Here is a 12,969-nt window from a genome sequence, read left to right as displayed (position 1 = left end):
ATGGTGGTATGTGTAATTATTTTTAGATGGTGTTGCTAAGGCTATCTTTCCCTACGAAACTTACCACAAAAAATCCCCGGAACGCCAGTTTGCTATCGAATTGCTATGCCCTGATTGATCAAAGCCAGCAATTCGCGCGACGCACGTTTCAAAATGTGGTTTTTACTGCAGGCGCACAAAATTATATTTGCACGCCTGCCGTTTTGCGGGTAGCGCTTACAGGGCGCCGTAGTAGGCTTGCACCCTGGCAAGATCTTCCGGCGTGTCGACACCGGCGGCCGGGGCCGAATCCGTGACATGCACGGCGATGGCAACACCGTGCCACAGCACGCGCAACTGCTCCAGCGCCTCGATGGCTTCCAGCGGCGAAGCGGACAATTGCGGATATTCTTGCAAGAACGCATTGCTGTACGCATACAAGCCGATATGCCGCAGGGGCACGTAGCCGGCTGGCAAGCTGTCTTTCGACTGCGCGAAGCCGTCGCGGTGCCAGGGAATCGTAGCGCGCGAGAAATACAAGGCGCGGCCGTTCTTGTCCAGCACGACCTTCACCACGTTCGGATTGAACGCGTCAGCCACATCATGCAGCGGATGGGCGCAGGTAGCCATGGGGACGGCGGCGCTGATCTGCGCCGCGCAGGCGGCCAGCAGGGCCGGATCGATCAAGGGTTCGTCGCCCTGCAGGTTGACGACGACGGCGTCCGGCGGCAAAGCGAGCGTGCGCGCCACTTCGGCGATGCGGTCCGTGCCCGACGGATGGTCGGCGCGCGTCATGCACACCTCCACGCCATGCGCGGCGCAGACGGCGCGAATGGACTCATGGTCGGTGGCGACGATGACGCGCGCGGCGCCCGACAAGGCTGCCTGCTCGGCCACGCGCACCACCATGGGCTTGCCGCCCAGGTCGGCCAGCGGCTTGTTCGGCAGGCGCGTCGAGGCCAGGCGGGCCGGGATGATGACGATGAACGCCATCGTTATTCCACTGCGTCTTGCAGGGTGCGCGCTTCGTCCGCCCACATGATGGGAATGCCATCGCGGATAGGATAGGCCAGGCGGTCGGCGCGGCAAATCAGTTCCTGCGCCTTCTTATCGTGTTCAAGCGGACCCTTGCAAACAGGGCAGACCAGGATATCAAGCAGTCGAGCGTCCACGACATTTCTCCACAATTTGTTGGGCCAGCGCGCTATCGATGCGCGCACTGACGGGGACGACCCACAGTCTCGGGTCATCTTTGAGATGTTCAATTTGCGCACATTTTACTGCATCCTTCTCGGTGATCAAGATCACATCCGTGTCGAGTGCCGCAAATGGCTGGTCGAGGAAGTCGTGATGGTCGGGCAGGGGCAGTTCCATGAAGTCCAATCCGGCCCCGCGCAGCATGGCAAAGAAACGCCGGGGATTGCCGATGCCGGCCGCCGCCACGATGCGCTGGCCGCCGGCCGCCAGGGATTTCAGGGGCATGTGCTCGTTGCGGTCTATCAAGCGTTCGGCCATCCCGCCATCGAGCAGCATCTGCACCACCAGGGAGCCCTTGGGCGCGACCTGGTCCACCAGTGCCGGCGCCAGCTCGGGCGCATTGATCACCGTCACGTCGCGCCGGCGGCGCGGCGATTCGCGCAACGGTCCCGCCGGCAGCAGCCAGCCATTGCCCGCGCCGCGGCCGTCGAACAGCACGATTTCCACGTCGCGCTGCAAAGCGTAATGCTGCAAGCCGTCGTCCGTCACCAGCACGTCGACCTCGGGGTGCGCGGCCAGCAGCGCCCTGCCCGCCTGCGCGCGGTCGCGCCCCACCATCACGGGGCAGCCGCCGCGCTGGAAGATCAGCAGCGGCTCGTCGCCCACCTGCTGCGGCGTGGACGCGGCGCTGACGGCGCGCGGCAGCCGGTCGGCACTGCCATGCCCGCGCGAAATGACGCCCGGGCGCATGCCCGCGTCGCGCAAGGCTTGCACCAGCCAGATCGTCAGCGGCGTCTTGCCCGTGCCGCCGATGAAAATATTGCCGACGACGACGACGGGCACGGGCAGGCGCGCCGATTTCAGGAGGCTGGCCCGGTACAGGCCGCGCCGCACGGCACTCAGGGCGCCGAACAGCAGCGACACGGGCCATAGCGCGCACGCCAGCGGGCCGCGCGTCAGCCAGGCGCGGGTGAGTGTGGTTTCAAGCTTGGCGGGGGAGGATGTGGGCATGCGGTGTCAACTAAAATTGGAACCCAAAATCGACACCTGGGGTCGGACCCTGAGGGTCCGACCCCGGCACTTCGGTTGGGGTTGGGGGTTGGCCTTACTTGCCGCCCGCCTGCGCCGCAAACGTCAGCTTTTCATAGCCTGCCAGGCGCGCCGCTTCCATCACGTGGATGACCATCTGGTGCATGGCGAACTGGTCGGCGTTGACCACTACCACGGGCGTCTGCGCCGGCGCCTTGCCGCCGTTGGCCGCTTTCGCCGCATCCTGCAAGGCATCGGCCAGGCCGGCTACGTCGCGGAACGAGACGGGTTCGCGGTTCACTGTGTAGTTACCCTTGGCATCGATGGTGACGTCGAGCTGCTGCGGCTTGTCCTTGGCTTGCTCGGCATCGGCCGTCGGCAAGGTGATCTGCAGCTCCGTAAACTTGCTGTAGGTAGTGCTGACCATGAGGAAGATCAGGATCACCAGCAGCACGTCGATGAACGGGATCAGGTTGATTTCGGGGTCTTCACGCCCCTTGCCTTTGCGGAAGTTCATTTGCGGCCACTGTGGACGATGTCGACGAATTTGACGGCTTGTTGCTCCATATCAATAACGAAGCTGTCGACGAGGGCGCGGAAATGGCGGTAGAAAATCAGGGCCGGCATGGCGATGGCCAGGCCAAATGCCGTGTTATACAAGGCGACGGAAATACCGTGCGACAGCGCCGTGTTCGACGCGGTGGCCCCGGGCGAGGCAAAAATCTCGATCATGCCGATCACCGTGCCGAACAGCCCCATCAGCGGCGCCAGGGTGGCGATGGTGCCCAGGGTCGTCAGGAAACGTTCCAGCGTGTGGGCGACGCCGCTGCCGGCCTCTTCGATCGATTCCTTCATCACCTCGCGCGGCGCGTCGACATTGCGCAGGGCGGCGGCCAGCACCACGCCCAGCGGCGAGTTGTCTTCCAGCTTGGCCACCGTGTCCGGCGTGATCTTGCCGCTGCGATACACCTGCACCACTTCATCAAACAGCTTGCGGGGCAGTATCTTGACGCGGCGCAAATACAGCAGGCGCTCGATGATCAGGGCCAGGGCGACGATGGAAGCGATCAACAACAGCCAGATGGGCCAGCCAGCGGCTTGAAATATAGCGAGCAAAAGAAACTCCTGATAGAGGGAAGGCGATGGATCGCCCGAACAGCCTGTATTGTACCGAGCGCCGAAGACCGATTGTACGTCCGCGCGGGAATGGCGCAATGTAGCGCGTTGCCGCGCCGGCGGCAAGTGGCGCCCGCACGGCACTTGTCCACACGGCGCGGCGGGCGTGCGCCAAGCGTAGCCAGTTTTGCACACTTTATGTGGATAAGATTGTGAGCAAGCATGAAGTACAGCATGTAAGCCATTGATTTACAAGCACATTATTGTACTGCGCAAAATACAGGCATAGCAGCTTATCGACAGTAGTCAATGTCACAAAATCAAGAATTCAAGAGTTCTGCACATTTACTGTGGACAAGATTGTGCGCAAAGCCGATGAATTCAATTAAGCCATTGATTTTAAAGGAAATTAAACCAATGAGTAAAAAAGTGGCAGCGGGCGCGAAATCGACGCCAGAGAGGCCCTCAAAGTTCTGCACACAATCTGTGGACAAGATTGTGTGCAAGCGCAAGGATACGCGCTAAGTACTTTGATTTATATCGTTTTTATTGCCATGCATAAAAATGTGGCAAGCGCTGAAAAGCGGGCTTTTATCGGTCCGATTGCGCTTCGAAACGACAGTTTTCCACCGCGAAGGCAGTTTCGCACATAAAGTGTGGATAAGATTGTGAGCAAGCGGATTGACTCCATGCAAGAGCCTTGATTTTAAAGGAGTTTTTTTCAATGCTGAAAAATGAGGCAGTGCAACGGCCTGGTCGCGCGGTGGAAAAGCCGGCGAAAAAGCGAAACGATTTATGCAGTTTTGCACATATTCTGTGGATAAGATTGTGAGCAAGGCCCACGATGTGATGCTATACCATTGATTTGTATGGTTATTTTTATGCTGCGCAAAATTCAGGCAAGCCATGCCATGGGCATTCCAGTGGATAAATCCGGCGCCGCGCCAGAGTTCTGCACATTTTTTGTGGATAAGATTGTGCGCAAGGCCATGCATGGCATACTAAGCGCTTGATTCCTATGCTCTTTATTTCCGTGCGCAAAAATGTAGCAAGGCAGTTTTATCGTTCAACGCGGGCTCGCCGGGCCATGTTTGTCCAAGGCAAAAAGTTCCGCACACTTTCTGTGGATAACTTTGTGCGTAAGTGGCGGGGGCTGTACTGATGTGCTTGATATTAAAGGTTTTTTTGCCTGTGCACGCAAATCAGGCATACGGGAATTCTGCATGAAATCAAATACTTAGAAATAGAACTTGTTGTTTTGCACGATATATGACATAAGCATGACCTCGCCGATAATATGTGGACAGTTCCCTCCCCCATAGCACCAGATGATGACCGATACTCCAACTGACAGCGGCTTTGCCGCCCCGCCCGTGCTGACCGTCAGCGCCCTGAACCAGGCCGTCGCGCGCCTGCTCGAGCGCTCGTTTCCCCTGACCTGGATCGCCGGCGAGATTTCCAACTTCACGCGCGCCGCTTCCGGCCACTGGTATTTCACCCTGAAGGACGATGGCGCCCAGGTGCGCGCCGTGATGTTCCGCGGCCGCGCCCAGTTTGCCGGCTTCACGCCGCGCGAAGGCGACAAGGTCGAAGTGCGCGCCCTCGTCACCCTGTACGGCGCGCGCGGCGATTACCAGATCAACGTGGAAGCCATCCGCCGCGCCGGCGTGGGCGCCCTGTATGAAGCGTTCCAGCGCCTGAAGGAAAAGCTGGCCGCGCAAGGGCTGTTCGAGCAGGAGCGCAAGCGCGCCATTCCCATGTTCGCGCGCAGCATCGGCATCGTCACCAGCCCGCAGGCGGCCGCCCTGCGCGACGTCTTGATCGCGCTCAAGCGCCGCGCCCCGCACGTCTCCATCATCCTCTACCCCACGCCAGTGCAGGGCCAGCAGGCGCCGGAAAAAATCGCGCACGCCATCCGCACGGCGTCGACACGGGCCGAGTGCGACGTGCTGCTGGTGTGCCGCGGCGGCGGCAGCATCGAGGATCTGTGGTCGTTCAACGATGAAGCCGTGGCATACGCGATCGCCGATTGCTCCATGCCCGTGATCAGCGGCGTGGGCCACGAGACGGATTTCACCATCGCCGACTTCGCGGCCGACCTGCGCGCGGCCACGCCGACGGCGGCGGCCGAACTGGCGGCCACGCCGCGCGCCGACTGGATGGCGTCCCTGCGCGCCGATGCGGCCGACCTGCGCCGCGCCATGCGCCGCAGTCTCGACGATGCGGCGCAGACCCTGGACCGCCACAGCCGCCGCCTGCTCAACCCGAAGGCGCAGCTGCAGCAGCAGCGTTTGCAGCTGCTGGCCCTGTCGACGGCCATGACGCATGCTGCGCGCGCGCCCGTGAACCAGTCGCAGTACGCACTGGAACGCCTGCGTGCGCGCTGGGTGGCCTTGCGGCCCGACGTCACGGCGCCGCGCGCGCGCCTGGCCGAAGCCCAGCGGCGCGGCGGCGCGGCCATGGCGCAGCAACTGACGCAGCGGCGCCACCGCCTCGACGGCCTGGCGGCGCAGCTGGAACTGCTAAATCCCCAGCGCACCCTGGAACGCGGCTACGCCATCCTGCGCGACGAAAAAGGCGCGATCGTGCGCTCGCCCGCGCAGCTGCAGGCGCGCCAGAACGTCAACGTGCGCCTGGCCGAAGGCAGCGCGCAGATCGGCATCGCCAGCGTGCAGGCAACTCTGGAATAAGCGCTGGCATAAAAAAGGCCGGGGAAGAACCCCGGCCCAACACCTTCCCCTACTGAGTGGACTGCTGCTGCGACTGCTCTTTCCCCCTACGCCATCAGAACTTCATCGACACGCGCGCGCCAAAGGTGCGCGGCGCGTTGTAGAAGGCGCCGTAGATCTGCTGCGTAGGCTGGCATGGCATGCCCACGTCCGTGCAGATTTCATTGACGTCCAGCTTGACGGCCTTGTCGGTGGCATTCTGCACGAACGCTTCCACCGTATAGGACTTGTTCGCCGGCTGGAAGCGCAGGCTCAGGTCCAGCGTCGTATACGCTTCCTGACGCTTGACGCCGGCATGGCCCGGCACGTCGCCGTTGAAGGCGCCCGCGCCCACATACGACATGGTTTCGTAGTGCACCGAGGCGCGCGGCGTGAGCTGGCCGCCGGCGACAGTGAAATCATGTTCGTACTGGACGGTCGTGGAAAACTTTGGCGCATGCTTCATGGTGCTGCCGCCCACGCTCACCAATGGCGCCGTCGAGCCGCAGGACTGGCCATTCGCGCGCGCCGCATCGACGTCGCACGACATGAAGTCGTCGTACACGGCTTTGAGCCAGGTGGCGTTGCCCGTCAGGCGGTCGACCTTCGTTGGCCGCCACACCCACTCCGCTTCCAGGCCCTTGACGGTGGCGCCGGCCGCATTGAAGTTGGCCAGCACGCTGTTGACCACCTGCGACTCGAGCTTGTCCTTGTACTTCATCAGGAAGGCATCGAGGTTCAGGGTCAGTTCGCGGTTCAGCAAGTCCGACTTGAAGCCGATTTCATAGCTGGTCAGCTTTTCCGGCTTGGTGGTGGCGCCGCCGTCGCCGATGGCCGGCGAGTGGAAGCCCGTCGTCACGGAACCGAACAGCAAAATGTCCGGGCGCAGCTTGTACTCGATGCGGCCCAGCCAGGTGGCCTGGCCATACTTCAGGTCGGCCGTGTTGTCGCCCGGCGTATTGCCGCAGGCGGCGGCCGTGATGGCGCCGCCGGGGCCGATATTGTGCGTGTTGGCCAGGCCCGAACCGGGCGTGACCAGCTGGCGCAACTGGTCGGCAGTAAGGACCGTGGTGCCCAGCGGCGTGTTGGCGGGCCAGTTCGGGCAAGCCCAGTTCTTGCCGCCGATATCGAATTTATGGTCTTTCGTATAGCGCGCGCCGGCCGTCAGCTTGATCTGGTCCGTCACTTGCTGGCTGACCTGGCCGAACACGGCTTTCGATTTGAGCTGGCGGTCGCCCTGGATGAAGGACATGGCCGAGGCGTACTGGCCCACGGTGGGCTGCACGAAGATCACGGCGCCGTTGGCGATATCCTGCTGCACGGCCGCCTGCGAAATCTGGCTGCGGTCGATATCGAAGCGCACCTTGTTCTTTTCATTGAACAGGAACAGGCCCGCCACCCACTGGAACGGCGCATCGTCGTCCGAGCGCGCCTGCAGCTCGTGCGAATAGCTGTCGAACTGCGCCCAGTCGGTACGGTTTTCCGACTTGAAGCCGGGGAACAGGCCCGCGTCGGCATCGTTGCTGTTCTGGCGCTTGTAGCGGCTCCAGCTGCCCAGGTACGTGAAGTCCAGCGCGTCCGTCGGCTTGTAATTGAGCTTGCCCTTGTAGGTCAAAATCGACTGGTCCAGGGTGCCCGGCGTGTCGATCAGGGCCGAGCGCAGCTTCTCGCCCGCTTTCGGTTCCGCCGCCAGGTAGACATTGCCCGCGCCCTGGTCGAGGAAGTAATCGGCGATGAACGTGCCGCGCAGTTGCGGCGTGAACTTCCACAGCAGGGAGGCACGCACGCCCATCTGGTCGCCGGCGCCATACTTGGCCGTGCCCGGCATGACGTTCGAGCCGCGGCGGAAGTCCACCGTGCCGTCATGGCTATCCTTGATGGCGGCGATGCGCAGCGCCACGTCGTCGGAAAACGGGATATTGAGCATGCCCTGCGTCTGCAGATGGCGCTTGTCGCCCACGGTGATGCCGGCCGAACCCATGAACTTCGATGTGTTTGGTGCGGCCGAGACGAGATTGACGGCGCCGGCCGTCGAATTGCGGCCGTTCAGGGTGCCCTGCGGTCCGCGCGCCACCTCCACGTGGCTCAAGTCATACATCAGCGCCGTGGCGCCCTGGGGACGCGGCGAATACACGCCGTCGACATAGAAGGCGACGGCCGGGTCGCCCAGCTCCGTGTGGTTGGCCGAGCCGACGCCGCGCATGTAGACGTGCACGCCGCCCGAGTCGCCATGCTGCTCGACGACGAGGCTGGGTACCATGGTGGCCAGCGACGCCAGGTCCTTGACCTGGTTGTTTTGCAGGGTGTCCTGGTTGAAGGCGGTGACGGCCAGCGGCGTCTCCTGCACGAAGGTATTGCGGCGCGTGGCCGTGACGACGATGCGGTCCATCTGCTCGGCGGCCGGTTTTGCCGCGTCGGTGGCTGCAGCCTCCTGGGCCATGGCGGCGCCGCTGCCCAGCAAAATGAACTGGGCGAAGGTCGCATGCGCCAGGCTGAGGGCGATGGTATTGCGTTTGAGCTGTTGCATTGTTGTTGTCTCCTGTACCGCTGGTTGAATGATGATCACATAGCTCTTTGGCTACTGCTGCACATTTTTTGGGTGTCAATCTGAAGTCATGTCGCCTCCGTGCGGGGTCAATGGGTAGCCACGGCGCGCCCGGCCGTGTCGAATAGAAAGGCATGGCCTTCTTCCGGCGCGAAGCCGATGGCGCTGCCCTGCGCCAGCGCGTGGCGCGCCTCGCCGTGCAGCTTGATTGCCACCGCGTGCGGGCGGCCATCGATGGGGCCGTCGAGCGTCGCGTGGATGATTTGCGCATCGCCCAGTTGCTCGATCAGGGTGACCGTGGCGCCGTAGCCTTCATTGCGCGGCACCAGCCGCAGGTGTTCGGGGCGTATGCCGACCAGCATGCCCGCCTCGCCACCGAGCAGGCTGGCCAGCGCCGGTACGGCGGCGCACGGCAAAAAGTTCATGCGCAGGGCGCCGATGAAGCCGGCCACGAACTGGCTGGCCGGATGGCGGTACAGGTCCAAAGGCGCGCCCACCTGCTCCAGGTGCCCGCCGTGGAAGACGGCGACCCTGTCGCCGAGGGTCATGGCCTCGACCTGGTCGTGGGTGACGTAGATCATGGTGGTACCCAGTTCCTGGTGCAGCTTGGCCAGTTCGATGCGCGTCTGCACGCGCAGCGAGGCGTCGAGATTGGACAGCGGCTCGTCAAACAGGAATACCTTGGGCTGGCGCACGATGGAGCGGCCGATGGCCACGCGCTGGCGCTCGCCGCCCGACAAGGCCTTGGGTTTGCGGTCGAGCAAGTGCGTGATCTGCAAAATCTCGGCCACCTTGCCGACTGCGGCGCGCACTTCGGCTTCCGGCTGGCCCGCCAATTTGAGGGCAAAACCCATGTTGTCGCGCGCCGTCATGTGCGGATACAGGGCGTAGCTCTGGAAAACCATGGCGATGCCCCGCTCGGCCGGCGCCACGTCGTTGGCCAGCAAGTCGCCGATGCGCAGCTGGCCCGCGCTGATGTCTTCCAGTCCCGCGATCATGCGCAGCAGGGTTGATTTACCGCAACCGGACGGCCCCACAAAGACCATGAATTCGCCGTCATGGATGTCGAGGTCGAGGCCCTTGACGATTTCCGGGCCGTCGCCGTAGGTCTTGCGGATGCCGCGCAGGGAAATGGCGGCCATCTCAGTGCTCCCCGGCCAGGACGGCCGCATCGGCATGCGCGGCGCGCTGCGCGGCGATGAAGTCGCGGTACCACAGGGCGCTGTCCTTGAAGCTGCGCTGCTGCGTGGAGTAATCGACGTACAGCATGCCGAAGCGCTTGGCGTAGCCCGAGTTCCACTCGAAGTTATCCATCAGGCTCCAGTAGAAATAACCGCGCACGTCGATGCCTTGCGCGATCACGGCGCGCAAGGCGTCCAGGTGCAGCTTCACGTATTCGATGCGCGCCTCGTCGTGGATCTTGCCGCCGACGGGCTTGTCGGCCACGGCCATGCCGTTTTCCGTGATGTAGACGGGCGGCAGCCGGTATTCGCGGTGCAGGCCCACGAGCAGCTCCGTCAAGCCTTGCGGATAGGTTTCCCAGCCCATGTCGTTGACCCCGAGCTTGCATTCGGGCTTGCGCGGCGGCGTCTCGGCGCTCATGAAGGCGCGCGTGTAGTAGTTCACGCCGAGGAAATCGATAGGCTGCTTGATATCCATGAAATCGTTTTCAAAGATGGACAAAGCAGAAGCGTCGGCGTGTTTCAGGGCCAGCGCCGGGTAGCGGCCCTTGAAGATGGCGTCCATATACCACTGCACCGAGCGCGCATATTCGAGTTCGGCCAGCTCGCGGTCCTGGGCGCTGTCGGTGGCCGGCGTGGCCGTCCACTGATTGAGCACGATGCCCAGTTTCGCGGGCGGATTCACGGCGCGCATCGCCTGCATGGCCAGACCATGCGACAGCAGCAGATGGTGCGACACTTGCACGGCGGCAGCCGGGTTAGCCATGCCGGGGGCGAACTGGCCCGTGCCGTGGCCCAGCACGGCCGTGCACCACGGTTCGTTGTGGGTGGCGATGCTGGCGACCTTGTGGCCGAAGCGGCGCGCCACCTCGGCCGCGTAGGCGGCGAAGTGGTAGCAGGTGGCGCGATTGAGCCAGCCGCCCTCGTCCTGCAACGCTTGCGGCAAGTCCCAGTGGTACAGGGTCAGATGGGCTTCGAGCCCCTTGGCTGCCAGGGCGTCGAGCAGGCGTGCATAGAAGTCGAAGCCGGCTTCGTTCCAGGCACCGGAACCCGTGGGCTGGACGCGCGACCAGGACATGGAAAAGCGGTAGGCGTTCACGCCCAGGCTGGCGATCAGCTCCACGTCCTCGGCATAGCGGTGATAGTGGTCGCAGGCCACGTCGCCATTGCTGCCGTCGATGATCTTGCCGTCCGTGTGGCTGAAGGTATCCCAGATGGACGGGCCGCGGCCATCGATGGCCGCGGCACCCTCGATCTGGTAGGCGCTGGTGGCCACGCCCCAGGTGAAGGTGGCGGGGAAGTTGGTGTCAATGTCGTCGTTATGCATGGTGGTCATGTCAGTGTGAGGGGTTGAGATAAATGTGTGGATCAGCCTTTGACGGCGCCCTGGGTCAAGCCTTCAATTAAACGCTTGGAGGCGACAAAAAACATCAGCAGCAGCGGCAGCACGGCAATGGCGGCGCCCGTCATCAGCGCGCCCCACTCCGTGTTGTTCGGCGCCTGCATGCTGCGCAGGGCCAGCGGGATCGTGTAATTCTCGACCGAGCGCATGACGACCAGCGGCGTGATGAAATTGTTCCACGAGTTGATGAAGGTGATCAGGCCCAGGGTGCCCATGGCGGGACCGATCAGCGGCAGCACGACCCGCCAGTAGATGGCGAATTCGCCGCAGCCGTCGATGCGCGCCGCCTCGATCAAATCCTTCGGAATCGCCGTGCCGATGTACTGGCGCATGAGGAAAATCCCCAGTGCGCCGGCCGCTCCCGGCACGTACAGGGCGCGCGGCTGGTCCAGCCAGCCGAGGAAATCCATCAGCATGAAGGTGGGGATCATGTTCATGAAGGACGGGATGATCATCGACGCCATCACCAGGGTGAACAGGGGCCGCTTGAAGCGGAATTCGTACATGGCGAAGGCATAGCCGCCCAGCGAACAAAAGAACAACGTCAGCGCAGTGGTCATCAGGGCCACGTACAGGCTGATGCCGATATTGCGCCAGAACGGCAGGCGCTCCTGCAGCAGCTCGATGTTGTTCAGCAGGGCCGTGCCGAACCAGCGCGGCGGCGGCAGGCTGTAGATCTCGGCGCTCGTGTGCGTGGCGAAGACGAACATGAAGTAGAACGGCGCGACCATGATCAGGGCGCCGATGGCCACCATGGCGTAGGCCGTCCAGCGGGTGCTGGCCGCGCTGGCGCGGCGGTTTGTCAATGCGCTCATTTGGCCTCCTTGCCTTCTTGACGTTCGTTGCGGCTGAAGATGCGGTTGTTGACCCAGGTGGTGCTGGCGATGATGAGGAACAGCAGCCAGGAAATGGCCGACGCCGTGCCGAAGTCGCCCGAGGAAAACGCCGTCTTGTAGACGAAGATGGCGGTCGTCATCACGGACTGGCTCACGCCGCTCGATTCGGCCACCAGCACGAACGGTTCCTCGAACAGCTGCAGATTGCCCATGATGGTGAGTGTCACGGCCAGGTAGATCATGGGGCGCAGCTGCGGCAGCGTGATGTACCAGAATTGCTGGCGTTTCGAGGCGCCGTCGATGGTGGCCGCTTCATACAAGTCCTTCGGGATCACCTGCAGCGCGGACAGGTACAGCACCAGGTTCCAGCCCAGGTAGCGCCAGAAAATGACGAAGGCGACGGCCGGCTTGATGAACAGCGAGCTGCCCAGCCAGTCGATCGACTCCGCCGGGAACAAGCCGCCGACCAGCGGCAGGCTGGCGCACCATTCGATCAATACATTGATCTGGCCATAGTCGCGCGAAAACAGCGTATTGAAGACCATGGCGATGGCCACGCTGGAGGTGATGAACGGTAAAAAGTAAATGCCGATCACCAGGTTGCGCGAGCGCTTGAAGCTGTTGTGGATGAAGGCCGCCAGCGGAATGGCCACCAGGTGCTGCGGCACGCCCGAGGCCAGCGCCAGCCAGACCGTATTGCCCAGCGAGCGCAAAAACCACGGGTCGCTCAAGGCATACTTGTAGTTATCCAGGCCCACCCACTGCATGGCTTCCACGCCGCTGGCCGCTTCCCACTGGTTGAACGACAAATAGATGGAAAACAGCAGCGGGAACAGGCTGAAGACGGCGAACAAAATGAAGAAGGGGCTGATGAAAATGTACGGCGCCCATTTTTTCATGTTGAAGCGCTTGCGTGCCGGCCGCGCCGAGACGGGCGCGCCTTGCGCCAGCGATGCGGAAGGTACGCTCATGGCTG

11 protein-coding genes are annotated in these 12,969 nt (G+C 62.8%); 1 reads left to right on the top strand and 10 read right to left on the bottom strand.

Annotated elements, in window-relative coordinates; genetic code table 11:
* Positions 1–216: 216 nt before the first annotated feature.
* The 5 genes from kdsB to BZG29_RS07940 all read right to left on the bottom strand — a co-directional run bounded on the left by kdsB (position 217) and on the right by BZG29_RS07940 (position 3,321).
* On the bottom strand, positions 217–972 hold the full coding sequence (gene kdsB / locus BZG29_RS07960; protein WP_077400898.1) for a 3-deoxy-manno-octulosonate cytidylyltransferase: 756 nt from the start codon (positions 970–972) through the stop codon (positions 217–219).
* Positions 973–974: 2 nt separating this feature from the next.
* Positions 975–1,151, bottom strand: coding sequence for a Trm112 family protein (locus tag BZG29_RS07955; protein WP_010395789.1), 177 nt, complete (start codon positions 1,149–1,151; stop codon positions 975–977).
* Positions 1,132–2,187 (bottom strand): tetraacyldisaccharide 4'-kinase, encoded by a 1,056-nt coding sequence (gene lpxK, locus BZG29_RS07950; protein WP_077400894.1) that lies wholly within the window; start codon positions 2,185–2,187, stop codon positions 1,132–1,134. The genes BZG29_RS07955 and lpxK overlap by 20 nt, the downstream gene beginning before the upstream one ends.
* A 94-nt stretch (positions 2,188–2,281) precedes the next feature.
* Positions 2,282–2,722 (bottom strand): biopolymer transporter ExbD, encoded by a 441-nt coding sequence (locus tag BZG29_RS07945; protein WP_035825768.1) that lies wholly within the window; start codon positions 2,720–2,722, stop codon positions 2,282–2,284.
* Positions 2,719–3,321 (bottom strand): MotA/TolQ/ExbB proton channel family protein, encoded by a 603-nt coding sequence (locus BZG29_RS07940; RefSeq protein ID WP_077400891.1) that lies wholly within the window; start codon positions 3,319–3,321, stop codon positions 2,719–2,721. Before BZG29_RS07940 ends, BZG29_RS07945 begins: the two co-directional genes overlap by 4 nt.
* A gap of 1,328 nt (positions 3,322–4,649) precedes the next feature.
* Here BZG29_RS07940 and xseA point away from each other — a divergent pair.
* Positions 4,650–6,011: an exodeoxyribonuclease VII large subunit gene (gene xseA / locus BZG29_RS07935; RefSeq protein WP_077400888.1), complete on the top strand. Its 1,362-nt coding sequence runs from the start codon at positions 4,650–4,652 to the stop codon at positions 6,009–6,011.
* A gap of 94 nt (positions 6,012–6,105) precedes the next feature.
* On the opposite strand, the gene BZG29_RS07930 is transcribed toward xseA, so the two are convergent.
* From BZG29_RS07930 to BZG29_RS07910, 5 genes are all read right to left on the bottom strand, one after another.
* Positions 6,106–8,556 (bottom strand): TonB-dependent receptor, encoded by a 2,451-nt coding sequence (locus BZG29_RS07930; RefSeq protein WP_077400885.1) that lies wholly within the window; start codon positions 8,554–8,556, stop codon positions 6,106–6,108.
* 107 nt (positions 8,557–8,663) lie between these two features.
* Complete coding sequence (locus BZG29_RS07925; RefSeq protein ID WP_077400880.1) at positions 8,664–9,716, bottom strand: ATP-binding cassette domain-containing protein; 1,053 nt, start codon at positions 9,714–9,716, stop codon at positions 8,664–8,666.
* 1 nt (position 9,717) lies between these two features.
* Positions 9,718–11,091, bottom strand: coding sequence for a GH1 family beta-glucosidase (locus BZG29_RS07920; protein WP_077400876.1), 1,374 nt, complete (start codon positions 11,089–11,091; stop codon positions 9,718–9,720).
* 32 nt (positions 11,092–11,123) lie between these two features.
* Positions 11,124–11,972 carry a carbohydrate ABC transporter permease gene (locus BZG29_RS07915; RefSeq protein WP_070253512.1) on the bottom strand — a complete coding sequence of 283 codons (849 nt, stop codon included), beginning with the start codon at positions 11,970–11,972 and terminating at the stop codon, positions 11,124–11,126.
* Positions 11,969–12,964, bottom strand: coding sequence for a carbohydrate ABC transporter permease (locus BZG29_RS07910; RefSeq protein WP_077400873.1), 996 nt, complete (start codon positions 12,962–12,964; stop codon positions 11,969–11,971). The genes BZG29_RS07915 and BZG29_RS07910 overlap by 4 nt, the downstream gene beginning before the upstream one ends.
* Positions 12,965–12,969: the final 5 nt, after the last annotated feature.

This window comes from Janthinobacterium sp. LM6 (assembly GCF_002002885.1).
In the GTDB taxonomy this organism is placed as follows: domain Bacteria; phylum Pseudomonadota; class Gammaproteobacteria; order Burkholderiales; family Burkholderiaceae_D; genus Janthinobacterium; species Janthinobacterium kumbetense.
Note: the sequence above shows the minus strand (reverse complement) of the source record. Positions and strands in the feature narration are given on the sequence as shown.

Excerpts from the sequence above, each read along its gene's own strand:
- kdsB (WP_077400898.1), bottom strand. The coding sequence starts at position 972 with ATGGCGTTCATCGTCATCATCCCGGCCCGCCTGGCCTCGACGCGCCTG.
- lpxK (WP_077400894.1), bottom strand. The coding sequence starts at position 2,187 with ATGCCCACATCCTCCCCCGCCAAGCTTGAAACCACACTCACCCGCGCC.
- BZG29_RS07945 (WP_035825768.1), bottom strand. The coding sequence starts at position 2,722 with ATGAACTTCCGCAAAGGCAAGGGGCGTGAAGACCCCGAAATCAACCTG.
- xseA (WP_077400888.1), top strand. The coding sequence starts at position 4,650 with ATGATGACCGATACTCCAACTGACAGCGGCTTTGCCGCCCCGCCCGTG.
- BZG29_RS07930 (WP_077400885.1), bottom strand. The coding sequence starts at position 8,556 with ATGCAACAGCTCAAACGCAATACCATCGCCCTCAGCCTGGCGCATGCG.
- BZG29_RS07925 (WP_077400880.1), bottom strand. The coding sequence starts at position 9,716 with ATGGCCGCCATTTCCCTGCGCGGCATCCGCAAGACCTACGGCGACGGC.
- BZG29_RS07920 (WP_077400876.1), bottom strand. The coding sequence starts at position 11,091 with ATGACCACCATGCATAACGACGACATTGACACCAACTTCCCCGCCACC.
- BZG29_RS07915 (WP_070253512.1), bottom strand. The coding sequence starts at position 11,972 with ATGAGCGCATTGACAAACCGCCGCGCCAGCGCGGCCAGCACCCGCTGG.
- BZG29_RS07910 (WP_077400873.1), bottom strand. The coding sequence starts at position 12,964 with ATGAGCGTACCTTCCGCATCGCTGGCGCAAGGCGCGCCCGTCTCGGCG.